The organism is Sphingomonas sp. BL-S-05, from assembly GCF_055521695.1.
The window spans coordinates 855,439-879,881 of sequence record NZ_CM145499.1 but is presented as its reverse complement, the minus strand read 5'-3'; the positions used below and the strand labels follow the sequence as shown (position 1 = coordinate 879,881).

The window sequence follows — 24,443 nt, the reverse complement described above, 5'->3', positions numbered from 1 at the left end:
GGTTACGAAGGTTGCACGTACCGCCGAATTACAGGGCGATGACCGTGCGACAGTCAGGTTCGAGCATAGCGGCGTCCTTGCGAGAGCCGGAGCACCGTTGCGATGCCCTCTTCTATACTGACTGGTATATTAACGGCGACTCGGTTCGTCAACGCCTTTTGTACCGGTCGGTAGAAATTTCTACCGGCCTGGCCACATCATCAGGCTGGTTTCGACGACGCGTTCGAGTTCGGCGCGGGTCGCACCCGACCCGGCCTGCACCGCCATGCCCTGAAGGATGGCGTATAAATAGCTGGTAAGGCCCGGAATATCGACGTGATCGGGCAGGTCGCCGTCGCGCTTCGCCTGTTCGAACCGCTCGACAAGCGCCGCCTGCGACGAGGCGCGCCGCTGGATCACATCGGCCTTGATCGATGCCGCCTCCGCGCCGCACGCGGTCGCGCTGATGACGCCGAGACAGCCCTTGGGATCGCAACTGCTCATCTGCGCATCGATCGCGCCGCGCATGAAATGTTCGGCGACGGCCCGCGCGGTCGGCTGCTTGAGCGCTTCGCGGGTATATTCGAGCTTTTCGTTTTCGTAGAGGTCGAGCGCCTTGTGGAACAGGGCTTCCTTGTTGCCGAAGGCGGCGTAGAGGCTGGGCTTGGTGATACCCATCGCCTCGGTCAGGTCGCTCATCGAAGCGCCCTCATACCCCTTCGACCAGAATACGCCGAGCGCCGCCGCCAACGCATTGTCGACGCAAAATTCCCTTGGTCTACCCTTGGCGGCTACAGTCGACGTCTTTTCCATAACGTCCGGTACATATTCTATTCGCGCGTTTGTGCAAGGGGGCCGGACCGTCCAAGCGGCTATCGTATCCGATCATTCCTGCCGCGCGACCCAGCGGTCGAGTGCGGCCGCATGGTCGCGGCGGGCCTGTTCCACCGCCGCTTCCGCCGCGGCAAGATCGCGCTGGTGCGACCGGTCGAGGTCGCGCCGTTCGCGTTCGATCGCCTTTTCCCGCTCCCGCAGATCGGCTTCCTCGCGTTCCTGCTGCGACCGAAGTTGATCCAGCGCCTCCTCGGCGGCGGCCAGATCGGCGCGCGACGGGCGTGGACCGGGATCGGGGCGCCGCCGCTTCGCCGGTGGTTCGGCCTTCGCCCTGCCCGCCGGCTTCTTCCGCTTGGGCGTGTCACCTTCGGCAAAAGCGTCGGCATCGCCCTCGCGCAGCCGCCGCACGATCGTGCCCGGCGATGCCAGCGGTTCGCGCATCAACGCTTCGTCGGTCACCCGTTCGGCGACGCCGCGCGCGAACAGGTCGGCGCTGCTGCCCCATGCCGCCAGCGCCGCCTTCTGGCTTGGGGCGGCGACATAGGCGTCGTGAAACCCGATCGGGGTACGAAACACCTTCAGCGCTTGCTTGCGGGCCACGGCTTCTCGAACGACGGATGAACGAACCGCGCCAGCGTAGGCGAGCAGGGCGACGAAGACGAGGGGTAGCGGCGCCGGATCAGGCGGCGGGCTGCGGTGCGTGCTCCCGATAGCCGAAATACCGGAAATCGGCGGGGGTGCCCCGCCCCGACATGTCCTGACACGCCATGCCGACGAAGGTGCCGGTGAAGTTGGGCAAGCCGGTGATGGTCGCTTCGTCGGACAGGAGGCTGGCGTCGAACACGCCGTCCAGCCATTGCCAGTCGCCCGCCCCCTTCGCACGCCAGGCGAAGCGCAGCCGTTCGCGATCGACCTCGGCACGCAGTTCGATCGGGCCGGCGGGCATGGCGATCGGGGCGGACGCGCTGCTGCGCCCCTCCCCGATCGGTTCGACCGACAGCAGCTGCAACTGGCGCCGTCCGGCGTCGTCGGCGGTCAGGTGCAGGAAATGATATTTGGTCGAGTTGTAATAGCAGATCAGCCCGGCCGCCTGCTGAAAGTCGTGGGCAGTGAAGTCGACCTCGGTCGTCGCAGTGTAGCACCATGATTGCTGCCGGCGGGCAACCAGCGCCTGTTCGAAATGGCTGCCGATCGTCTCGCGCCCGAACAGGCGGAGATGGCCGGGCCGTGCGGTCAGGCTGAACAGCCGCTCGGGGTAAGGGGTGCGCAGCCACTGGAACGCTTCGGGCAGATCCGGGCCGTCGAAGGCGTCGATCGTGTCGGTCGCGGGGGTTGCGGTCGCCGGACCCGGCACCTCGACCTGCGGCAATGCGGGTCGCAACCAGCCGTCCTGCCCCCAGGTCATCGGCTGGATCGCAGTCTCGCGACCCAGCACGCAGCGGTCGCTGTCGGGTAGCGGACGACCGCACAGATAGGCGAGCCATGTCTCCCCGTTCGGCGTGTCAACCAGGTCGCCATGGCCGGCGCGTTGCAGCGGCAGGTCGGGCCGGCCGCGCGCGGTCAGCACCGGGCCGTCGGGATGGACTTCATAGGGACCGAACAGGTCGCGCGAGCGGGCCATGACCACCGCATGATTGCGTTCGGTGCCCCCTTCGGCGACGAGCAGGTGATACCAGCCGTCGCGCTTGTAAAGATGCGGCCCTTCGGTGAAACCGAGCGGCGTTCCGGCGAAGATGGTGCGGCGATCACCCAGCAACCGGCCGGTGGCTAGGTCCATCTGCTGCACGACGATGCCGGCGAAGCGCTTGCGATCGGGGCGATGGTCCCACAACATGTTGAGCAGCCAGCTGCGCCCGTCATCGTCATGGAACAGCGCAGGGTCGAAGCCGCTGCTGTTGAGATGCACCGGATCGGACCAGTCGCCGTCGATCCGGTCGCTCCAGACCCAGTAATTGTGGAAATCGCGCAGCGACGCGCCCCGTGCGCCGTCGACGGTGGTGCGGCCATAGCGTTTGACGTCGGTGAAGATCAGGTGGAACCGGCCATCGGCGAAACTCAGGTCTGGTGCCCAGACGCCGCAGGAATCGGGATTGCCGCGCAGGTCGAGCTGGGTCGGACGGCGGAGCGGCCGCGACACCAGCCGCCAGTTGGCAAGGTCGCGCGAATGATGGATCTGGACCCCCGGAAACCATTCGAAGGTCGAGGTGGCGATGTAATAATCCGCGCCGACGCGAACGATCGACGGATCGGGATTGAACCCGCGCAGGATGGGATTGCCGATGGTCATACGGACTTTCGTATCAGGGTCCAGAGCAGCGCCGCACCGACCAGATCGAGCAGCCCGAGCAGTATGAAGAAGGGCTGATAGCCGACGCTGTCGACCAGCGAGCCGAGCACCAGCGTGAAGATCAGCACGCCGAGGTTCGCGGCGGTCCCCGACACGCCGGTCGCGGTCGCCACCTGATCCTGCGGGAACAGGTCCGACGTCATGGTGATGACGGTGACCGACAATGTCTGGTGCGCAAAGCCGCCGAGGCACAGCAGCGCGACGGCGGCGAGCGGGCTGCCGACCGTGCCGACGAACATCATGCCGGTCATCAGCAAGGCGCCGATGCTGAACGCCCAGCGGCGCGCGTCGATCAGGTCGACGCCGCGCCGCTGCAACCACGCGACCACCGCCGGCCCGAACAGGCAGCCGAGATCGGCGGCGAGGAAGGGCAACCACGCGAACATCGCGATCTGGGTCAGGTCGAACTGGCGAACCTGTACCAGATAGAGCGGCATCCACAGCGACAGCATCCCCCAGACCGGATCGGCGAGGAAGCGCGCGGCGGCGATCGTCCACAAATTGCGCCGGCGCAGCAGCTGGCCGAGCGGCGGGCGGCGGCGCTGCTGCGCCAGTTCCGGCTCCTGCCCGTCGAGGATCAGGTCGCGTTCCTCGGCCGACAGCGCGCGGTGGCGGCGCGGCGGCGCATACCAGGCGAGCCACGCCACGACCCAGATCAGGCCGAGGCCGCCGGCGACGAAGAAGGCCGCCCGCCAGCTATAGTTGAACACCGCCCAGGCGACGAGGACCGGCGCCAGCACCGCGCCGAACGACGCACCGATCTGATAGATGCCGCCGGCCACCCCGCGTTCGCGCGCGGGAAACCATTCGGCGACGACCTTCATCCCCGCCGGCTGTGCCGACCCCTCGATCAGTCCCAGCGCGCCGCGCAGGGCGGCAAAGCCGAACCAGCCGGTCACCAGCCCATGCCCCATGGTGATGAGCGACCAGACCGCGACGAACAGGGTGAAGCCGACCTTCAGTCCGATCAGGTCGAGCAGATAGCCGGCCACCGGCTGGAACATGATCCCGAACTGGAACGCGCCGGTGATCCACGAATATTGCTGCGACGAGATCCCCTGTTCGGTCATGATTGCGGGTGCCGCGACGCCGAGGATGCTGCGGGTCAGGTAGTTGATGACCATCGCCCCGACGAACAGCGCAATGATGGTCCAGCGCACCGATTTAAATCGCGCCAACTTACCCCTCCCGGTAACGTTACCATCGGGTGGTAGGCGCTATGGGTCGCGGGATGCAAGTCGTTATCGGCGCTTGCCCGACGGCGCTCGGCACCGATACGATGGCGCGACGGGTGATCGCGCATCGGGCCGGGCATGTTCGGAGCCGGCAATCGCCCCGCGCACTGCACGATAGAGAGACGCTTGACCCAACCCGCCCGCCGACGTCGCAACGTCACCATCGTCGATGTCGCGAAATATGCCGGGGTATCGCCGATGTCGGTGTCGCGGGTCATCAACGGCGATAGCGGCGTGCGCGAGGCAACCCGTATGATCGTCAACGATGCGATCCGCGAGCTGAACTATACGCCGAACCTGATGGCGCGCAGTCTGGTAACGCTGAAGGAGATCCGCATCGGCGTGATCTATTCCAACCCCAGCGCCGCGTTCATGGGCGGTTTCCTGGCCGGCGTGTTCGAGGAGGCGTCGAACCGCGCGGCGCAGTTGATCCTGTTGAAAGGACAGGCTGGCGGCGCGCCGTCCGCCGAGGCGGTGAAACGGTTGCTTGCCTCCGGGATCGGCGGCGTGATCCTCGCCCCGCCGCTGGGTGAGGCGCAGGGGCTGCGGAAGTTGCTGCACGATGCGGCGGTGCCGGTGGCGCTGGTCGGGGCGGTCGCGGCGGACGCGATCTCGGTCGGGATCGACGATCGCGGCGCGGCGCGCGACATGACCCGGCATCTGATTGCCATGGGACATCGCCGGATCGGCTTCGTCGTCGGCAATCCCGATCAGCAGGCGAGCATCGCCCGGCTCGACGGATTCCGGTCGGCGGTCGCCGAGGCGGGCGAGGTCACGGCAACGATCGTCCAGGGCGATTTCAGCTATGCCTCGGGCCTGATTGCGGGCGAGGCGTTGCTGGGGGCGGACGACCGCCCGACCGCCGTGTTCGCCAGCAACGACGACATGGCGGCGGCGGTGGTCTCGGTCGCGCATCGCCGGCATCTGGACGTTCCTGCCGACCTGACCGTCACCGGCTTCGACGACAGTACGGCGGCGGTGACGCTGTGGCCGCCGCTGACGACGATCCGCCAGCCTCTGCAGCAGCTTGCCGCAGAGGCGTTGCAACTGCTGATCCGCGAGATGCGGACCGGCAAGCCGTTACCGGCCGCGGAACGGCTGCGCGTGCTCGATCATGCGCTGATCGAGCGTCAGTCGACGGCACCGCCAGGCGCCTGACATTGCGCGGCTTCGCCCGCCATGACAGGCTGTCGGCAACGACAAGGGAGGGGAGCACGGATGCGGGCGATTCGGCGGGCGGGTCTGGCGGTGATGGCCGGAGCGGCACTGGCGGGGATGACCGCCGATGCGGGCGAGGAACACGGCTCGGGGCCCTACCCGGCGCTGTTCGAGGAACGCGCCGACCTGCCCGATCATGTCGTCTATCGCCCGGCCGATCTAGGCAAGGTCCGGCGCGGGGCGTTGCCCATCTATGTCTTCGGCAATGGCGCGTGCAGCGCCGACGGGACCAGCTCGCGCAACCACCTGCTCGAAATCGCGTCGCACGGCTATCTGGTGATCGCTTCGGGCACGATCCCGAAGCCGACAGCGGCCAAGGCACCGGCGCCTGCCGGACGGATGGCGGCGCCGACCGAAACCAAGGCGCTGACCGACGCGATCGACTGGGCACAGCGCGAGAATGGACGCGCCGCCAGCCCGTTCGCCGGGCGGATCGCGACCGACCGCATCGCGGTGTCGGGCTTTAGCTGCGGCGGGCTACAGGCGCTGTCGGCGGCGCAGGACCCGCGGGTCACGACGGCGGTCGTGATGAACAGCGGCTTCTTTCCCGAGGGTGCCAACCCGATTGCGGGCGTGGTGTCGGACAAGAAGCTGCTCAAGACGCTGCACGGATCGGTGTTGTACGTGCTGGGCGGCACCACCGACATCGCGTACGGCAACGGCACCGACGATTATCGCCGCATCGATCATATCCCGGCCGCGCTGGTCAACGTGCCGGTCGGGCATGGCGGCACCTATATGCAGCCGCATGGCGGCGTCGCCGCGACCGTCGTCACCAAATGGCTCGACTGGAAACTGAAGGGCGATGGCAAGGCGGCCGGTTACTTCACCGGCCCCGCCTGCGGCTTCTGCAAGGACGATCGGCTGACGATCGAGAGCAAGTTGGGCGGTTAGATTGCAGTGGCGCAGAAGCGTTCGACATTGCCGGAAGGCAGAGGGCGATGCGCAGCCCCCGTTATCGTCGCCAATTAGCTTCGCTTGCCCAACAGCGCATCGAGCCGGACCGGCGCGAAACCGTGGACGTCGACACCGACGTCGAACTGGCGCAGCATCGGTTTGAGCCGCCCGTGGCTATGGCCATGGAGGTTGATCGCGCGCTTGTGCTGCCCGTTCCAGCTCCGAAACGGGTAGTGGCACAGGACGAGGCGGTGACCATCGAGATCGATCTCGGCATAGTCGCCGGTGCTCGCCCACCCGGCCGCTGCGAGGGTCGCGTCGGGATCGTTGTTGCCGCGCAACAGGTGCTTGGTACCGTGCAAGCGGGCGAGCAAGGCGGGAACGTCGCCCGGACGGCGCGCGACGTCGCCCAGATGCCAGACGATGTCGTCCGGTCCGACGGTCGCGTTCCAGCGTTCGATCAGCAGCGCGTCCATCTCCGCCACCGTCGCGAAGGGGCGTTTGTGGATATTGATCGTGCGATGGTCGCCGAAATGCGTATCGCCGGTGAAGAAGACCGTCATGTCCAGTACAGCACCCGCGCCTGCGGCAGTAGCGCCGCAATATGTTCGGCAAAGAAGTCGCGCAGCATCCGCATCGTCGCCGCGTCATAGACCTGTTTCTCGCCGCCGAACTTGGTGCGCTTGGTCGTCCGGTTCGCCGTCCCCATATCGAGCGACGATCCGGGATACCAGTTGTCCAGCACCGCCTTCGACCCCGCCGTGAAGCGATGGGTGATGAGCTCGATCGTCAAATCGATCCCCGGCACGGTCGCCAGCGCCGCCGCGGCATCGGCGATGAGCGATCCATAGGCTTCGCGCCAACCCTCCGCCGCGATGATCGGGGCGATGGTCAGCCCGACCGGATAGCCCGCCGCCGCCATCCGCGCCAATGCCGCCAGTCGCGCGGCGACGCGATCGGTGCCCCCTTCGAACCGGGCAAAGGCGCTCGGGTTGATCGACGCGCGCATCCGGGTGCGGCGCTGATGGTCGAGGTCGAGCAGCGGATCGACCCCGGCGAACTTGGTCGTGAACCGCAGCTGCACCGGCGCGTCCCACCGGCCGAACCATGCGACCATCGCCGACAGCGCGCCGGTGATCGGTTCGAGCGCGAGCGGATCGGTGTAGCAGGAGGCTTCGAACGTCGTCCCCTCCTGCGCGCGGTCGCGATTGCGCGAGGTGACGCTGCCCTGCCCGAGATAGGCAGGCAATCCGTCCAGTATCTCATCAAGATTGGCATAGACGCGGGTAATCGGCGGCCCTTTCAGCGAGCCGGCAAGATAGCAATAGCCGCAATGCGCCGGGCAACCCTCCGCCAGATCGACCCGCCAGTCGGCGCTGGGCGCGATCGGTTGCAGCTTGCGCTTCGAAGGCGGCGCGACGACCACCGCCAGCGTCGATTTCGCCTGTGCATAGGCGCGCCGCGGATCGTCGGGCAGGTCGAGCGCGAGCCGGTCGCCGGGCAGCAGCACGACCTCCACCCCCAGCGCAGCGGCGCGTTCGGCGATGGTGCGACCATGTGCGAACCCCATCGACGCCCGCGTGACGAGCAACCGGTGCGGACGCCACAGGGTTGGTTTGAGCTTCGGGGTGGTGGCCATGGCGGCCCAACGTTCGGCACCGCCGGTCGCTCCCCCGCCGGACGCGCGGTATCTGCGTTACCGACCGAGTCGCGACGCCGCATCGTCGTCCACGGGGTGGTATCGATCGATCGCGGGCAACATCGGCTGGCGACGTTTTCAGTATTTCGCGAATATTCTACGTAATTTGCCGCGCAGATCTTGTCCCGATCCGCGCTACTTGGGGCAAAAGATGCTGTATACTGCCGTTTAATACATTTCATGCGACCTGTAACGGATTGCAACTATGGCGGTCGGGATCCTCGCCGAATGTACCATCTGTTCGACTGCATCGTGACCCATCACGACCAACGGGTGATCTTGCTCGCCATCGTGGTTTGTGTCGTCAGCGCATTGTCGGCGTTCGCGCAGTTGCGGCGATCGTTCGAATGCATGGTCGGTCGACGGAGACTTTGGCTGGCATCGGCGGCGTTGACTGCCGGCATCGGGGTATGGTCGACGCATTTCATCTCGATGATCGGGTTTCGCAGCGCGGCGCATCTGCAATTCGAACGGATGTTCACTGCCCTGTCGGCGATGATCGCGATCGCCTGCTTCGGTGCGGCGTTCCTGCTGCTGCAGCGCGCCCCGCGCCGGTCGGGTATCGCGGCGGGTGCCGCGATCGCGACTGGCGGTATCATCGGCATGCACCTGACCGGCATGGCCGCGATCGCCGAGCCGGTCGGGATCGAGACCGACTATCGCCCGATCGCGGTTGCCGCGCTGTTCGGCTGGCTGCTGATGGCAAGCGCCTTTGCCGGCCTCAGGCGGGGTCAGGGGAGCCTGCGCCACATCCTGCCCGCGCTCGCCATGGTCATTGCGACCGGAACCATTCACTTCGTCGCGATGGCGTCGGTGACGGTCCGCACCCCGGTGACGGCGATGCCGGGCATGAATCACAGCCATATGGAGCTGTCGGAATGGGTCGCGGCGGTGACGTTCCTGCTGATCGGGCTGACGGCAGCGGCGACGGTGGTCGACCGGTTCCTAACCGACCTGCGCGGCCTTGCCGATGCGACGTCGGAGGGTCTGTTGATCGTCCGCGAAGGGACGATTTTGGAAGCCAATGAGCGGGCATGCGCGCTGCTCGACGTCGATCGCGGGCGGCTGATCGGAACCGATCCGGCGACGTGGTTCGAACCCCCGGCCGGCCGGGCGCTTGCGTTCGAACCGGGAGAACGGCTGTGCGTCGGCATCAGGGACAGCATGGTCGAGGATCAGCGGATCGAACTCGCATCGCGCGAGATCGAATATCAGGCGCGGGCGGCGACGGTGATCGCGATCCGCGACCTGACCGAAACGGCGCGGGCGCAGCGGGCGATCGAGCATCTGGCATCGCACGATCCGTTGACCGGACTGGTCAACCGTGCCGCCTTCGACATCGCGCTGCTGGAGGCAGTTCGGTCGGACGCGCCGTTCGGGCTGATCGCGGTCGATCTCGACCGGTTCAAGGCGGTCAACGACCTGTTCGGCCATGCCGCGGGCGACGATATCCTGATCCGGGTCGCGCGCATCCTCGACCAGGCGGTCAGCGCGCGTGATCTGGTCGCGCGGGTCGGCGGCGACGAGTTCGTCGTCCTGCAACGCGATATCGATTCCGCCGACGACAGCCGCCGCCTGACCGGGCGGATCCTTGCCGGCTTCGCCGCCGAAATGGATTCGGCGCGCGACCCGATGGCGGTCGGGTGCAGTCTCGGCGTCGTCACCTATCCGCAGGACGGCAGCGATCCCGAAACGCTGCGCCACAATGCCGATGTCGCGCTGTACCGGGCGAAACAGGACGGGCGCGGCACCGCCTCCTTCTTCGACGCGGCGATGGATCGCGACGCGCGCGACCGCCGCAGCCTCGAACATGATCTGCGCCACGCGATCTGCCGCAAGCAGTTGAAGCTGGTGTATCAGCCGCTGGTCGCGACCGCGAACGGCGCGATCGTCGGCTATGAGGCGCTGCTGCGCTGGCAACATCCCGAACGCGGCCCGGTCCCGCCATCGCTGTTCATCCCGGTCGCCGAGGAAGCCGGCACGATCATGGCGATCGGCGAATGGGTGTTGTTCGAGGCGTGCCGCGATGCCGCCGGCTGGGCGCCGCACCTGACGGTCGCGGTCAACGTGTCGCCGGTGCAGTTGCGCGTGCCGACGCTGCCCGATCTGGTCCGCACGGCGCTGCGCGACAGCGGGCTGGACCCGACGCGGCTCGAACTGGAGATCACCGAATCGGCGCTGCTGCGCGACCGCGAGGTATCGCTCGGCATCCTGCGCGACATTCGTTCGCTGGGCGTGCGAATCGCGATGGACGATTTCGGAACCGGCTATTCGTCGCTCAGCAACCTGCGAACCTTTCCGTTCGACAAGCTCAAGATCGACCGCAGCTTCGTATCGGCAATGCACGAGGACGAGGCGGCGCGGTCGATCGTCCGGGCCATCGCCGGGCTGGGCAAGGGGCTGAACCTGCCGGTGGTGGGCGAAGGCGTCGAGAACGAGGCGCAACGCGCGATGTTGCAGGAAGAGGGATGCACGCTGGCGCAGGGCTATCTGTTCGGGCGACCGGGCGCGGTGATCGACACCCGCCCGGCCCGTCGCGAGGCCCGCCGCGCCTGACGGCTATCGCGCCGTGCGGAAGCGGACGATGCAGCTGTCCCATGGTGCCAGCGTCATGCCGCCCTGCCCCGCCCCCGATGCGCAACTGCGTTCGCCGAATTGCGGAACGGCACCGGTCCAGCCGACCGGCGCGGCGGTGCGGGCCGTCGCGCTGATATTGGTCAGCACCAGCGCGCCGCTGCCATCGGGATTGGCGCGGGCGAAGGCGAAGACCGCCGGGTCGCCGCTGTCGAGCGGGATGTAGCGTCCGGTGCGGAAGGTCGGATCGGTCCGGCGCAGTTTCGTCAGGCTGCGATACCAGTTGAGCAGCGACGCGGCATCGCGTTCCTCCGCCGCGACATTGTGCGTGCGATAGCCTTGCGCGACCGGCAGCCACGGGGTGCCGGTGGTGAAGCCCGCCTGCGGAGCGGCGCTCCATTGCATCGGGGTCCGCGCGCGATCGCGATCGTCGGTGCGCGGGCGTTTCGGTCCGATCGGCGTCTGCGCCAGCGTCGCCTTGTCGGCGTCGCCCATGCCGATCTCCTCGCCGTAATAAAGCAGCGCGACGCCGGGATTGAGCAGGGTCAGCGCCGCCGACAGCTTGGCGATGCGATCATTGTTCACACCGTCGCCGAACTCGCTCCACTGGCGCGACTGGTCGTGGTTGCTGAAGAATTCGACCGGGGTCAGCCCGTCGAGCTTGGTTGCCGCCTCGTCATAACGGCGCTTCAGTTCGGCCGCGTCCAATTTGGTGATGTTGCCGACGAGGAAGTTCATCGGCAGGTGGATTTCGTCCTTGTCCTTGCCATAGACCGCGCGGAGCTGTTCGATCGAACGGGTCGAGGATTCACCGAGCAGGATCGGGTCGCCCGGATAGGAATCGACGACCTTGCGCATTTCGCGCAGCACCTGGTTGGTGCCGGGTAGCTGGGAATTATAGGGTTTCAGCCACACCGGGTCGGCGTCGGGGTTCGGGTCCTGCGGCCAGTTGCTGTCCTCGAACAGATAGGGTGTCGCATCGAGGCGGAAGCCCGATGCACCATGGTCCAGCCAGAAGCGCACGACGTCGAACATCGCCTGCTTCAACTGGGGATTGGCCCAGTTGAGATCGGGCTGTTGCGACAGGAAGATGTGGTAATACCATTGCTTGCGGGTCGGGTCCCACGTCCAGCTCGGCCCGCCGAAGATCGATTTCCAGTTGGTCGGCGGCTTGTCCGGCGTGCCGTCGCGCCAGACATACCAGTCGGCCTTGGCATTGGTGCGGGAACTGCGCGATTCCTTGAACCAGGCATGTTCGGCCGAGCTGTGGTTGACGACCAGATCGACCAGCACGCGGATACCGCGCTTGCGTGCCTCGGCGACCAGCGTGTCCCAATCGGCCATGGTGCCATATTGCGGATCGATCGCGGTGTAATCCGAAACGTCATAGCCGAAATCGGCATTGGGCGATTTGAAGAACGGCGTGATCCAGATCGCATCGAGCCCTAGCGACTGAAAGTAATCCAGCCGCGACGTGATGCCGCGCAGGTCGCCGATCCCGTCCCCGTCGCTGTCCTGAAAACTGCGCGGATAGATTTCGTAGATCGTCGCATGCTGCCACCATGGCGCGGCCGTCGAAGCAGTCGTCACGGTCGAACGGGACGCAGTGGCGTGATCCTGCGCCGATGCGCCCGCCACCGGAAGAACAGTCGCGGCAAGCAACATCGCACTATAGATGCTATTACGCATAGCAGTCCCTCTCCACATTCCGAACACCTTCGCGGTGCAATCGATTTATATCACCGACGTTACCGGTGCGATGCATTGGCGACAACGGCGTAGCTTACGAATACGTATGCGTAAACAATCATTTGCAAACGATTGTGGTATTGCATATCACGGCGGGAACGCGGGAAGTCGCCACGGCACAAGACCGCATAAAGAAAATTTCAGGAGGGGATACACGATGACTTCACGGCACAAGCTCGCCTGCTCGACCGCGGCGCTCGCGCTGCTGGCGGCGGCGTCGGCATCGGCGCAGACCGCCGGCACCACGGTCGTCCCGCCGGTCGATCCGGCAGCACCGGTTACGCAGCCGCCGGTCGGCGACCAGAGCGACACCGCCCCCGCCACCGACGAAGCGCCGTCCGAAGACATCGTCGTCACCGGCCTTCGCGCCAGCCTCGAGCGCGCGCAGTCGCTGAAGCGCAACAACAGCTCGGTCGTCGAAGCGGTCTCGGCCGAAGATATCGGCAAGCTGCCCCAGTCGAGCGTTGCGGATTCGCTCGGCCGCCTCGCCGGTCTGGCGGGTGAACGCCGCTCGGGCCGGATCAGTGGTATTTCGGTCCGCGGCTTCCGCGAGGATTTCGTCGGCACGACGCTGAACGGGCGCGAGTTGATCGGCATCGGCGACAATCGCGGCGTCGAATATGACCTTTACCCCGCCGAAATCGTCAGCGCCGCCGTCGTCTACAAGACGCCTGATGCCGCGCTGACCGCGATGGGCGTTGGCGGTACCGTCGACATCCGCACCGTCCGACCGCTGGAGCGCAAGCGCGCGCTGATCGCGAACGGCAGCTTCGAACAAAATGGCCAGCCGTCGCGCAACCCCGATTTCTCGAATCGCGGCTATCGCTTCGCCTTGTCGTACAGCGACAAGTTCGCCAACGACACGATCGGTGTCGCGCTGACCGCCGCCACGACGTCGTCGCCGGTGCAGAACGAATTTTCGAGCGTCTGGGGCTATGACGACGGCGCGATCGCGTCCGGGCCGAATGCCGGCAAGCAAGTCGTGTCGGGCTATGAAGCGGCGGCGCGGTCGCGTGTGCTCAAGCGCAACACGCTTGCCGGCGTGGTGCAGTGGCGCCCGGACGACAAGTTCACCGCAACGGTCGACGCACTGTACATCGACTTTGCCGACACGGGTATCTCGCGCGGCTTCATCGAACAGCTGCCGGTCGCGTCGGACGGCAGCGGCGTGCTGAGCGCCGATGGCGATCTCGTCACCTCGGCCCGGACCACCGGCTATAATTCGGTGCTCCGCAGCGACCCCCTCGACAAGCAGGGCGAGTTGTTCGTGATCGGCGGCAATTTCGAATATGCCGCGACCGACAATCTCGACCTGAAGCTCGATCTGTCGCGTTCGACCAGCAGCAAGAACGATACCCGGGGCGAAAGCTATTCGGGTCTCGGACGCGCCGGTCTGCGGACGCAGGGGCCGAACACGATCCGCGAATGGACCTATACCGATCGCGGGTTGATGTTCGCGAACAACAGCCAGTCGTTCGACAATTATGCGGCGGTGAAGCTGGCCGGGCCGCAGTCATGGGGCGGCAGCCTTGCGCCGATCACCGAACTCGACACCCCGGCCGCGCGTGCCGCCGGCATCGGCTTCGCACAGGCGCAGGACGGCTTCGTCAACTCGGCGCTGTTCGACGAATATCTGAATTCGGCGCGGATCGAGGCGACCTATCGCTTCGACGACAGCTTCCTGAAGTCGATCAACGTCGCACTGCGCTATTCCGATCACGAAAAGTCGAAGACCAATCAGGGCTTCTTCCTGACCGCCGAAACCTATCCCTCGGACGGCCCGGTCCCCGAGGACGCCCGTCGCGGCGTCGCCGATCTCAGCTGGGCGGGGCTCGGCAACGTGGTCGCCTATGACGCACTCGGCCTCATCAACAGCAGCTTCTATCGCCGCTGGGATGCAGGCTCGCTCGAACCCGATCGTCTGGGCGACACCTATTCGATCCGGGAAAAGGTCTGGCAACCGTCGATCAAGGCCGATTTCGAAGTCCAGACCGACTTTGCGCGCATCTTCGGTAACGTCGGCGTGCAGGGCCTGATCACCGACCAGCGCGGCACGGGCTTCACCTCGCTGATCGCGTCCAACCTGCGGGTGCAGGCGACGCCGATCTCCGACGGGGCGAAATATACCCGCATCCTGCCGAGCATGAACGTGAACTTCGACCTCGGTAACGGCCACACGCTCCGCTTCGCCGCATCGAAGGTCGTCAGCCGGCCGCGCATCGACTTCCTGAACCCCGGATCGTCGGTGAAATTCCGCAACAACGTCGCCGAAGTGACCAGCACCGATCCCGAACGCGGACCGTGGCTGTCGACCGGCGGCAATGCGCGGCTGCGCCCGTACGAGGCCAATCAGGCCGATCTGAGCTACGAATATTATTTCGCCAGCGACGGCTTCGTGTCGGCATCGACCTTCTACAAGAAGCTGACCAACTGGAACGTGCAGAACAGCACGATCCGCGACTACACCGAATTCTACATCCCGGGTTATCACCGCGCGGTCAGCAGCGATGGTCAGACGGTCTTCACCCCCGCCACCTTCCTCGGCGTGGACACGACCTATACCGGCGGGCTGAAGGGCGATGTGAAGGGTGTCGAAGTGCAGGCATCGGTCCCGCTGCGGTTGCTGACCGGGGCACTGGACGGGTTCGGCCTGACCGGATCGGCGGCACTGACCGACGGGCAGCTCGACAATGGCAGCGACATTCCGGGCCTGTCGGCGCGGGTGTTCCAGGGCACGGCCTATTTCGAGAAATACGGCTTCTCGGCGCGCGTATCGGCGAACAACCGGTCGAGCTGGCTGTCGGAGGATCGCGGCGGCAGCAACACCATTGCCCCGCTCAACCGCGCCGGACAGACGCTGATCGATGCGCAGATCGGCTACGACTTTGCCGGATCGGGCATCCGCTATCTCGAAGGGCTGCGCATTTCGTTGCAGGCGATGAACCTGACCAACGAACGCGACACCTATCGCGACTCGCAGACGGGCCTGTTCCTGCGCAACGAACAGTTCGGCCGCAACTTCATGGCGAACCTGACCTACGCCATCTTCTAAGCCCGGTTCGTGATGCTATCCTCGCCGGCATCGTCCGGCGGGGATAGGTCGTGCCGGCACGAAAGGGAGAGGCGCATGACCGCTGCGATCAACAGGGTCGTCATCGTCGGTGGCGGGACGGCGGGCTGGATGACGGCGGCACTGATCGCGAAGGTCATCGACCCGCAGGTCCGCATCGCGCTGATCGAATCGGACGAGATCGGGATCATCGGCGTCGGCGAGGCGACCATCCCGCCGATCCAGCACGTCAACGCCGTACTCGGCATCGACGAAGCCGAGTTCCTGCGCGAAACGCGCGGCAGCATCAAACTCGCCATCCGCTTCGACGATTGGGGCGCGATCGGCCAATCCTATTACCACACCTTCGGCGCGGCGGGGCGCAACACCGCCTTCTGTTCGTTCCACCATTACTGGAACCGGGCGAAGCGCGCCGGCATCGCCGCCGATTACTGGGACTATGACCTCAACTATCTGTGCGCGCGCGAGGGCAAGTTCGCCAAGATCCGGGTCGACGACCCGCTCTGGCACCTGCCCTATGCCTATCATTTCGATTCAGCACTTTATGGCCAATATCTGCGCCGCTACAGCGAAGCGCGCGGCGTCGAACGGATCGAGGGGTTGGTCGAACAGGTTGCGCGCTATGGCGAGACCGGCAACGTCACGTCGCTGACGCTGCGCGGTGGGCGCGAAGTCGCCGGCGATCTCTTCATCGATTGTTCGGGCGCGCGCGGCCTGCTGATCCAGCGGCAATTGAATGTCGGCTATGAGGATTGGGGCCATTGGCTGCCCTGCGACCGCGCGATGGCGGTGCCGACCGCGCGGCATGACGACACCCCGCCCTACACCCGCTCGACCGCACGCAGCGCCGGGTGGCAATGGCGCATCCCGCTACAGCACCGGGTCGGGAACGGCCTCGTCTACAGCAGCCGCCACCTGACCGACGATCAGGCGGCGGACCTGCTGCTCGGCAACCTCGATGGCGAGGTACTGGCCGATCCCCGCATCATCCCGTTCCGCCCCGGCCGCGCCCGGCGGCAATGGGACCACAATGTCGTTGCGATCGGCCTGTCGAGCGGGTTTCTCGAACCGCTCGAATCGACCAGCATCTATCTGATCCAGTCGGCGATCGTCCGGCTGCTGCACCTGTTCCCGCATGCCGGCTTCGACGCCCGGCAGATCGCCGAGTATAATCGCCAGTCGCGGATCGAGTTCGAAACGGTGCGCGACTTCATCATTCTCCATTACCATGCGACCATTCGCGACGATTCCGACTTCTGGCGCCATGTCCGCACCATGGCCCTGCCCGACCGGCTGGCCGACAAGGTCGCGCTGTTCCGCGCGACCGGCACGCTGACGCAGGACCCACTCGACATCTTCCTGGAACCGTCCTGGGTGCAGGTGCTGATGGGGCAAGGGATCGAGCCGCACGATTATCATCCGCTGGCCGATGGTCCGACCGATACCGAACTGGCCGAACAGCTGCGCCAGTTGGCGGCGATGAAGCACGAGCCGGTGCCGAACATGCCGAGCCACGACCGCTGGCTGCGCGGCTTCGGTGGGATGGCGGCGTGAGCCGACGCTTCGTCATTCTGGGCGGCGGCACCGCCGGGTGGATCACAGCGCTTCTGCTCGAACGCGCATGGCCCGATGCGAGCATCACCGTCGTCGAATCGCCCGAGATCGGCACGATCGGCGTCGGCGAAGGATCGACGCCTTCGCTAAAACGCTTCTTCGAGATCATCGGCGCGGACGAAGCCGACTGGATGCCGCGCTGTGGCGCGACGTACAAAGCGGGCATCCGCTTCGTCGACTGGAGCCCCGCCGCCCCGTGGCGCGACTATCGCCACCCTTTCACGACGCAGATCGACGTGCATAGCGAGGAAGCGTTCGTCCTCAACTGCCGCAATCGGCGGCTGGGGCATGACGTACCGGTGCGGCCCGACGATTTCCTGCTGAACGGCGTGCTGTCCGCCCGGGGACTGGCGCCGGTCGCGCCGCCGAACTTCCCGTTCCGCATCGAATATGGCTATCATTTCGATGCGGGGCTGCTCGGCCAGTATCTGCGCGAACTGGCCGTCGCGCGCGGCGTCGTCCACCGTCCGGCCAAGGTGACCGAGGTTCGCCGCGCCGAGAATGGCAACATCGCCGCGCTGGTGACCGACCGGGGCGAGGCCATTGGCGGCGACATCTTCGTCGATTGCAGCGGCTTCCATGGCCTGCTGATCGAACGCACGCTGGGCGTGCCGTTCGACAGCTTCAAGGACAATCTGTTCAACGACGCCGCTGTCGTGTTGCCGACCGACATGACCGGTCGCCCGCCGGTCGAGACCGTCGCCACCGCGCTGTCCAACGGCTGGTGCTGGTCGATCCCGCTTCGGCACCGCTTCGGCAACGGCTATGTCTATGCCCGCGATTTTCAGTCGCCCGACGCTGCGGAAACCGAACTGCGGCGGACGTTGGGCGTCGGCGACGCGGTCGAGGCGCGGCACCTCACCTTTCGCGTTGGACGGGTCGCGCGGCATTGGGAGCGCAATTGCGTCGCGGTCGGGCTGTCGCAAGGGTTCATCGAACCGCTGGAGGCGACCGCGCTGCATCTGGTGCTCGGCACCGTCGAACAGTTCATCCGCCATTATCGCGAGGGTGGCTGCACTGACCGGCACCGCGCCGCGTTCAACGCCGTCGCTGCCGAACGGATGGACGGCGTGCGCGACTACATCGTCGCGCATTACAAGCTAAATACCCGCACCGACAGCGACTATTGGCGAGCGAATGCCGCGAACGAGGCGCTGTCCGACCCGCTGCTGCACATTCTCGACCGCTGGTTCCGACGCGGCGACGTGGCTGAGGAACTGGCGCGGCAGGGACAACGCAGCCATTTCGGCAACCTGTCATGGCACTGCCTGCTCGCCGGCTATGGCGCCTTCCCGCCGGTCAACGAGGCCGCGCGGGACGACATGGACTTCTACGCCGCGCGGAACATCGGTGCGTTTCTCGACGGATGTGCCCTGAACTTCCCGCCCGCCTGACTCAGCGACCCGCCTTCATCTCGGCAACGACCGCTTCGAGCTGCCGGTCGAGCTTGCGGTTATTATATTCGTCCACGACCTTCGCGAACGCTGCCTGACGCAGCTTTACCGCATCGACCTCGCCCGCCGCGATCCGATCGAGCGCCGCCGCGATGCCGTCGCCGTCGCGCTCGTCGACCAGCAACCCGCACACGCCGTCCTCGATCAGTTCGGGGATGCCGCTGTGCCGCGTGGCGAGGACGAGGACGCCATTCGCCATCGCCTCCATCAGCGACACGGGTATCCCCTCCATATCGCCATTGGCGGCGGTGACCGACGGGAGCAGGAACACGTCCGACCGTTCGAGTTCGGCAAATACCCGGCCGTGCGGCTGCGGCCCGAGGAACGCGATCGCATCGCCCGACGGCTGTGCCACGGCATGCAATTCCTGTTCGAGCGGCCCGGTGCCGATCACCTGATAGCGAATGTCCGCCTTCGCCTTGGCGACGCCGTCGATGGCGTAGGCGATGCCCTTCTTCTCGACCAGCCGTGCGACGCTCAGCACCCGCAGCGGCGACTGGATCGGCGTGTCGAATGCCGGGACTACGCCCTCCTCGATATCGACGCCCATGCGCAGCACGGTGATCTTGCGGTCCTCGGCACCCCAGCCCATCAGCCGTTCGCGCCACAAATCGCTGATCGGCAGCAGCCGTTCGGTCCGGGCGAACAATTGCTGGTAGAAGGGCTTCATCTGCTTGATGAGCGCGATCTCGGTAACGTCCAGCCCGTGGAAGATCGTCGCGATCGGGCCGTCGATGACGCCGGCCGACCGCAGGAATTCGGCACGCACGCCCGGCGGGCCGAAATGGGCGATGATCGCGTCATAGCTGCCGAGATGCCGGCCGATCGTGCCCGCCAAATCAGCCAGCGGCGCGTTGTAGCCGCCCTTCGCCGCCCGGATCGCACGCAGCAGCGTGCCGCGAAACCGGCTGCCCAGCATCGCCGCCGCGCCGTGCGCGATGCGCGACGGGATCGAGCGATGCGGATCGCGCGCGGTGCGGATCGCGCGCAACCGCACCTTCCCCGCCAACGGGTCCGCGACTTCGGGATGATATTTCCCGGTCACGACGGTCACGTCATGCCCGAGCTCGATCATGCCGCGAATCTGCCGAATGACGAAGGTTTCCGACAGCACCGGATAGGCGGCAAGGAAGAAGGCGATACGCACTGACGGAGGCTTCCCTATCGAACCAGCGAGCGCAGCTTGCGCGCGATGCGGCGGGCGATACTCGGTGGCGCGACCGGGGCCGGCGCGACCTCGCTAGGCGGCGGCATGGTCGCGGCCACCGCCCGCGCACGCTCCGGATCGGTCCGGGCCAGCAGATGCAACGCCAGCGACGGGATCAGCACCTCGCGCCGTTTGAACGCCCCGGTGACGTGATAGATGTACGTGTCGTCGTCGTCGCTGAGATAGGGCGTCGCGTCGGTCATGTTGGTCCATTCGCCCGGCGGCAGCGTCGATGCCGGCAGGCGGTTGAACGCCTTGGGCAGGATCGTCAACGGCACCTTCGCGCTGTTGAGCAGATAATAGGTCAGCGTCTGGTGCGGATAGGCCGCGAACAGCATTTCGCGCGCGGCGAGAATGCGTTTGGGCGAAATCGCGTCCGCCATGCCGCGCGTGTAAAGCATGACGCCCGAATTCATATAATGCTCGGGATTGTACGGAATTTCCGGCTCGCCGCGCGCCTTCAGATATTTGCGGATTTCCTTGAAGCTCAGCTCGGCATGGGCATGGCTGGTCTCGGTCAGGCCGACCGCGCCCGGCTCGATGAAATCGAACACATTCGGGGCGTCGTGCTTCACGCAGCAGGAATCGTCGACGACCAGCACCCGGTCATAGCCCTCCTGCGCCAGCAGCCGCCATGGCAGGAACGCCTTCAGCGCATAGACGCGCTTGTGCGCGCGGCCGGGGCTGTCGGGCATGGCAGGCAGCGGGAAGTCGGCTTCCGAGGGTTCCTCGGTCTGGAGGATGAACGTCGCGCCGCACTTCTTCGCGTAATCGCGGAACAGTTCGGACGTCGCGCGCGACCATGGCCGTGCGCCGATCGCGATCATCAAAATGGCAAGCCGCTCGTTCGATCCAGCCACACCCATGGTCGAACACCTCCCTCATTACATCCATACCGCACCAAGCCCCCGGCGCGGTATGGATCGACCCTACAGCCATGCTGCAAGTGCGAACTCATGGCGCAAGCGTGACCCGAAGCCAAGCCGTTTCCAAGTGGCCGCTTGGTACAGGCAAGACGGCTGCAGGAATATAGCGAAATGCGGCAGGGCGACCGATCCGTTGGAGAAGCCGTCGCGGCCATCCGCACCAAAACCCTTTCGCTGCGGTGCGTGGTAGGCTAGGCGAACAGCCATGCAAGCTGTCTCCGTCGTGATACCTACGCACTTGCGTTCCCATCTCTTGCGCGAGTCGATCGCCAGTGTCGCCGCGCAGACATTGCAGCCGGTCGAATTGCTGGTGGTCGACGATGCGAACGATCCGGCGACCCAGGCGGTCGTCGACGAAGCGGATGCGCGGTTTCCTTTTGCAGTGCGGTATATTGCGAACGAAACCGGCGGCGTGTGCCATTCGCGCAACAAGGGGGCGGAGGCCGCGACCGGCCGGTGGATTGGGTTCCTCGACGATGACGATCTGTGGCATCCGCCCTTTCTCGAACGGCTGGTCGGACTGGCCGAACAACAGCGGGTCGAGCTGGCGCTGGGCGGACTGCTGCACCATGAGGACGAACATACCGTTACGCCGCGCGCGCAGTTGACCGGGCTGACCCCCGACACCGCCTTGCGCCAGAACGGGTCGATGACCGGCAGCAATTTCGTGATCGATCGGGACGCCTATTTCCGGGTCGGCGGATTCGACCCGGCGGTGACCGTATTCAACGACTGGGACTTCTTCGTCCGGCTGCTCGATGCCGGTGTCACCTATGCCGTCGATCCCGAACCGCTGGCCGAATGGCGGTTCCATCCGGGCGACCGCATCGCCACGCCGTCGCTGCGCCGTGCCGCGGGGATCGGGTTCTTCCTCGACCGGCATGGCAAACGCATGTCGCCACAGGTCTGGCGCGATCTGGAAACGACGATGCTGGGCATTCGTCGCATCCATACCAAGAGCCGGTTCGAAAAGCTGAAACTCAGCGCGCAGTTGATCCGCGCGCACGGGCCGCTTCGCTATGCGAAGCGCATCCTGCGCCGCTGACGCAGCCGCGATCCTGCTTCGGATCGCGAAACCAGATTATGATGAAAGTGAGACTGACAGGTGGATATCGCTGAAGCCAAACGCCGGGCGCAGGTCGGGCCGAAAGCCTTGCTGGCGCGGCGTGCCTTCACGCTGATCATTTCGCTGGCATCGACCTTCACCATCGCCCGGCTGGTGTCGCCAAAGGACTATGGTCTGGCGAACATGTCGCTCATCATGCTGGCATTCGCGGTCACGCTGCGCGATTTCGGCATGACCAACGCGTTGATGCGCAAGGGCAGCATCAGCCAGGCGGAGATGAGCTTCGTCTTCTGGTTCAATTCGTCGACGACCGTGCTGCTGACGCTCGCCATCGGTATCGCATCGCCATGGATCGCCGACTTTTATGGTCAGCCGATCATCGTATGGACCATCCTCGCCTCGCTGGTCGGATTTCTATTCAGCGGGATCGCATCGCAGTACAAGGCGATGCTGTCGCGCAACCTGCAGTTCAAGCGGCTGGCGCTGATCGATTCCGCCTCGCTGTTCATCGGTTTCCTGTCGACGCTGGTGCTGGCCTATCTCTATCGCAACGTGTGGGCGATCGTGCTGGGCAACGTCGCACAGCTCGTCAGCGGCGCGATCATGTATGTCGGCAGCAACCGGTGGAAGCCCGACCGTCCCGCCAAACCCGACAATCTGCGCGAATTGCTGGCGTTCGGTGCGAACACGTCGATCTATTCGCTGGCGCTGTTCGCGGCGGGCAATGCCGCACCGATCATCATCGGTCGTTTTCTCGGCGCGGCGCCGCTTGGCCAGTTCAACCGCGCGCAGGCACTGTTCCAGATCCCGACGTTGAACATCGTGCAGCCAATCGCACAGGCAACCCTGCCCTTCCTCGCGCGGATGCGGCCGCATCCCGACGAATATCGCAGCGCCTATATCGGCCTCGTCCGGCGGCTCTGCACCTTCCTGATCCCGGCATCGGCCGCCCTGTGCATCGTCGCGCTGCCGCTGGTGCGCACGCTGCTGGGCGATCGCTGGCATGACGCCGGCCTCGTCCTCGCGCTGCTGTCGCCGTCGCTGGCGGCGGTCGGGTTCGGCTATGCGGCGGGGGACCTATTCATTTCGCAGAACCGGTCGGGCGAGCTGCGGACGCTGGGCGTGGTCGACATGATCGTGCGCATCGTCGCCATCCTGATCGGCGTGCAGTTCGACATCGCGGGCGCCGCGATCGGGTTCAGCGCGGCGTCGATCGCGATGGCGTTCGTCCGCGTCTTCGCCTCGGGCCGCAAGGGTCCGGTCAGCGCGCTCGATCAGCTTCGCGCGGGGCTGCCGGGGCTGTTGCTCGGCATCGTCGCCGCGATCGGCGCGGGCGCCGGCGTGCTGGTGTCGCACCAGATGTTTTGGTCCGATGCGCTCACCTCGATCGTCGGCTTCGCGGTGGGTGGCATATGCACGTTGCTGTTCGGCCTGATCGTACGGACGACGCGCATCGCGCTGTTCGACCTGTTCGATGCGATCGGGCTGGCCAAGATCGTGACGCTGACCGGACTGCGGCGGTTCGCGGTGAAATAGGGACCGTCCCCGCCATCGAAGGAACCGGACCATGAAGCTCGCCCCGCTCCTCCTCGCATTGGCCATATCGGCCACCCCGGCCACCGCCGCGCCGCGCAGGAACAGCCACGCGTTTCTCGACCAGGGACGCTGGTGGGGCGTGAATGTCAGCGGCATGGAGTTCAAGGACGAACTGCCGGTCAAGCCGCAGGACATCGACTTCTATGCCGATGCCGGCGCCAAGAGCATCCGCCTGCCCGTCAAGCGCGCCAGGTTGCAGACGCCGGAGAAGCTTGCCGCGCTGGACGCCCTCATCCGGCGGGGGACGGCACGCGGGATGCTGATGGTCATCGACGAGCACAGCTACGGTAATATCGGCGACCCCGATATCCGCGACTTCTGGCTGCGGATGGGCCGTCGCTATCGTGGCCAGCCGCTGGTCGCATTCGATCTGCAGAACGAGCCGAAGGGCGGGACCTGGGTCAGTTGGGGGCCGGACGCCCGCGATCTGATCCACGCGCTGCGAAAGGCCGGGGTCGACAACCAGTTGATCCTCGAATGGCGAGGCTGGTCCGGCTTTGGCCGCGCCGATCGCGGCGAACATCCGAAGAAGGCGTGCGAGAGCGCGCTGTGCAGCCTGAACCGCGCGGGCATCTTCACCTTGGCCGACCTTGACCCGCTGAAGCGCACGTGGCTGTCGCCGCATCGTTATTTCAATCGCGGCGGTTCGGGGGCGACGCCCGAATGCCGACCCTATCCGCCGACCGGGCCACTGGGCAATTCGGTAAAGGCGGCGCGCAAGCTCGGCATGCGGCTTTATGTCGGGGAGTTCGCGTTCGGCCGCGCCAAGACGGTACCGCTTACCTGCAAGGCGATGGTCGACGACATCGTCGCCTTTTTCCGCAACACGCCCGAAGTGGTCGGCGGCGCCGCATGGGGCTGGGGTCCGCGCTGGTCGAAGACCTATTTGTTTCGCGGTGAGAGCATCGGCGACCGCAACAAGAGCTGGGACACGGAGAATGGGCGGCTGATCCGCTCGCTCTGGGCCAAGTAACCCTT

Annotated in this window: 18 protein-coding genes; 9 read left to right on the top strand and 9 right to left on the bottom strand. The window is 65.9% G+C overall.

Annotated features, from left to right (window positions below):
* Nucleotides 1-180: 180 nt before the first annotated feature.
* The 4 genes from ACZ1JS_RS03815 to ACZ1JS_RS03800 all read right to left on the bottom strand — a co-directional run bounded on the left by ACZ1JS_RS03815 (nt 181) and on the right by ACZ1JS_RS03800 (nt 4,338).
* Complete coding sequence (locus tag ACZ1JS_RS03815; RefSeq protein ID WP_345876844.1) at nt 181-792, bottom strand: TetR/AcrR family transcriptional regulator; 612 nt, start codon at nt 790-792, stop codon at nt 181-183.
* A 72-nt stretch (nt 793-864) separates the two neighbouring features.
* Nucleotides 865-1,413 (bottom strand): hypothetical protein, encoded by a 549-nt coding sequence (locus ACZ1JS_RS03810; RefSeq protein ID WP_465167787.1) that lies wholly within the window; start codon nt 1,411-1,413, stop codon nt 865-867.
* A gap of 79 nt (nt 1,414-1,492) precedes the next feature.
* Entirely contained in the window at nt 1,493-3,100 is a 1,608-nt protein-coding gene (locus ACZ1JS_RS03805) for a glycoside hydrolase family 43 protein (RefSeq protein ID WP_465167786.1), read from the bottom strand.
* The gene (locus tag ACZ1JS_RS03800) at nt 3,097-4,338 is read right to left on the bottom strand and encodes an MFS transporter (protein WP_465167785.1); all 1,242 of its coding nucleotides are present in this window, start codon (nt 4,336-4,338) and stop codon (nt 3,097-3,099) included. The genes ACZ1JS_RS03805 and ACZ1JS_RS03800 overlap by 4 nt, the downstream gene beginning before the upstream one ends.
* A 183-nt stretch (nt 4,339-4,521) precedes the next feature.
* On the opposite strand from ACZ1JS_RS03800, the gene ACZ1JS_RS03795 reads away from it, so the two are divergent.
* Nucleotides 4,522-5,553: a LacI family DNA-binding transcriptional regulator gene (locus ACZ1JS_RS03795; protein WP_465167784.1), complete on the top strand. Its 1,032-nt coding sequence runs from the start codon at nt 4,522-4,524 to the stop codon at nt 5,551-5,553.
* 60 nt (nt 5,554-5,613) lie between these two features.
* Complete coding sequence (locus ACZ1JS_RS03790) at nt 5,614-6,507, top strand: poly(ethylene terephthalate) hydrolase family protein (protein WP_465167783.1); 894 nt, start codon at nt 5,614-5,616, stop codon at nt 6,505-6,507.
* A gap of 74 nt (nt 6,508-6,581) precedes the next feature.
* On the opposite strand, the gene ACZ1JS_RS03785 is transcribed toward ACZ1JS_RS03790, so the two are convergent.
* Together ACZ1JS_RS03785 and ACZ1JS_RS03780 are read right to left on the bottom strand one after the other, a co-directional pair.
* Nucleotides 6,582-7,073: a metallophosphoesterase family protein gene (locus ACZ1JS_RS03785; RefSeq protein ID WP_465167782.1), complete on the bottom strand. Its 492-nt coding sequence runs from the start codon at nt 7,071-7,073 to the stop codon at nt 6,582-6,584.
* Nucleotides 7,070-8,149, bottom strand: a complete 1,080-nt coding sequence (locus ACZ1JS_RS03780; RefSeq protein WP_465167781.1) for an SPL family radical SAM protein — start codon at nt 8,147-8,149, stop codon at nt 7,070-7,072. Before ACZ1JS_RS03780 ends, ACZ1JS_RS03785 begins: the two co-directional genes overlap by 4 nt.
* A 288-nt stretch (nt 8,150-8,437) precedes the next feature.
* Here ACZ1JS_RS03780 and ACZ1JS_RS03775 point away from each other — a divergent pair, with 288 nt between their 5' ends.
* Nucleotides 8,438-10,765, top strand: coding sequence for a bifunctional diguanylate cyclase/phosphodiesterase (locus ACZ1JS_RS03775; RefSeq protein ID WP_465167780.1), 2,328 nt, complete (start codon nt 8,438-8,440; stop codon nt 10,763-10,765).
* A 3-nt stretch (nt 10,766-10,768) separates the two neighbouring features.
* Here ACZ1JS_RS03775 and ACZ1JS_RS03770 read toward each other — a convergent pair whose 3' ends face one another.
* Complete coding sequence (locus ACZ1JS_RS03770; RefSeq protein ID WP_465167779.1) at nt 10,769-12,472, bottom strand: glycoside hydrolase family 13 protein; 1,704 nt, start codon at nt 12,470-12,472, stop codon at nt 10,769-10,771.
* A 217-nt stretch (nt 12,473-12,689) separates the two neighbouring features.
* On the opposite strand from ACZ1JS_RS03770, the gene ACZ1JS_RS03765 reads away from it, so the two are divergent.
* The 3 genes from ACZ1JS_RS03765 (at nt 12,690) to ACZ1JS_RS03755 (ending at nt 18,610) form a co-directional block, all read left to right on the top strand.
* Entirely contained in the window at nt 12,690-15,584 is a 2,895-nt protein-coding gene (locus tag ACZ1JS_RS03765; RefSeq protein ID WP_465167778.1) for a TonB-dependent receptor, read from the top strand.
* 75 nt (nt 15,585-15,659) lie between these two features.
* A complete protein-coding gene (locus ACZ1JS_RS03760; RefSeq protein WP_465167777.1) occupies nt 15,660-17,156 on the top strand; it encodes a tryptophan halogenase family protein in 1,497 nt (498 codons plus the stop codon).
* Complete coding sequence (locus ACZ1JS_RS03755; protein WP_465167776.1) at nt 17,153-18,610, top strand: tryptophan halogenase family protein; 1,458 nt, start codon at nt 17,153-17,155, stop codon at nt 18,608-18,610. The genes ACZ1JS_RS03760 and ACZ1JS_RS03755 overlap by 4 nt, the downstream gene beginning before the upstream one ends.
* Before the next feature lies 1 nt (nt 18,611).
* Here the strand turns inward: ACZ1JS_RS03755 and ACZ1JS_RS03750 are convergent, their stop codons facing one another.
* Both ACZ1JS_RS03750 and ACZ1JS_RS03745 read right to left on the bottom strand, forming a co-directional pair.
* The gene (locus tag ACZ1JS_RS03750; protein ID WP_465167775.1) at nt 18,612-19,817 is read right to left on the bottom strand and encodes a glycosyltransferase; all 1,206 of its coding nucleotides are present in this window, start codon (nt 19,815-19,817) and stop codon (nt 18,612-18,614) included.
* A 14-nt stretch (nt 19,818-19,831) separates the two neighbouring features.
* Nucleotides 19,832-20,743, bottom strand: coding sequence for a hypothetical protein (locus ACZ1JS_RS03745; protein ID WP_465167774.1), 912 nt, complete (start codon nt 20,741-20,743; stop codon nt 19,832-19,834).
* Nucleotides 20,744-21,008: 265 nt separating this feature from the next.
* Here ACZ1JS_RS03745 and ACZ1JS_RS03740 point away from each other — a divergent pair, with 265 nt between their 5' ends.
* Genes ACZ1JS_RS03740 through ACZ1JS_RS03730 form a run of 3 tightly spaced genes read left to right on the top strand, consistent with a single transcriptional unit; the run spans nt 21,009 to nt 24,438 of the window.
* A complete protein-coding gene (locus tag ACZ1JS_RS03740) occupies nt 21,009-21,848 on the top strand; it encodes a glycosyltransferase family 2 protein (protein ID WP_465167773.1) in 840 nt (279 codons plus the stop codon).
* A gap of 60 nt (nt 21,849-21,908) precedes the next feature.
* Nucleotides 21,909-23,405: a lipopolysaccharide biosynthesis protein gene (locus ACZ1JS_RS03735; RefSeq protein ID WP_465167772.1), complete on the top strand. Its 1,497-nt coding sequence runs from the start codon at nt 21,909-21,911 to the stop codon at nt 23,403-23,405.
* Nucleotides 23,406-23,436: 31 nt separating this feature from the next.
* Nucleotides 23,437-24,438, top strand: a complete 1,002-nt coding sequence (locus ACZ1JS_RS03730) for a glycoside hydrolase family 5 protein (protein WP_465167771.1) — start codon at nt 23,437-23,439, stop codon at nt 24,436-24,438.
* Nucleotides 24,439-24,443 lie beyond the last annotated feature (5 nt).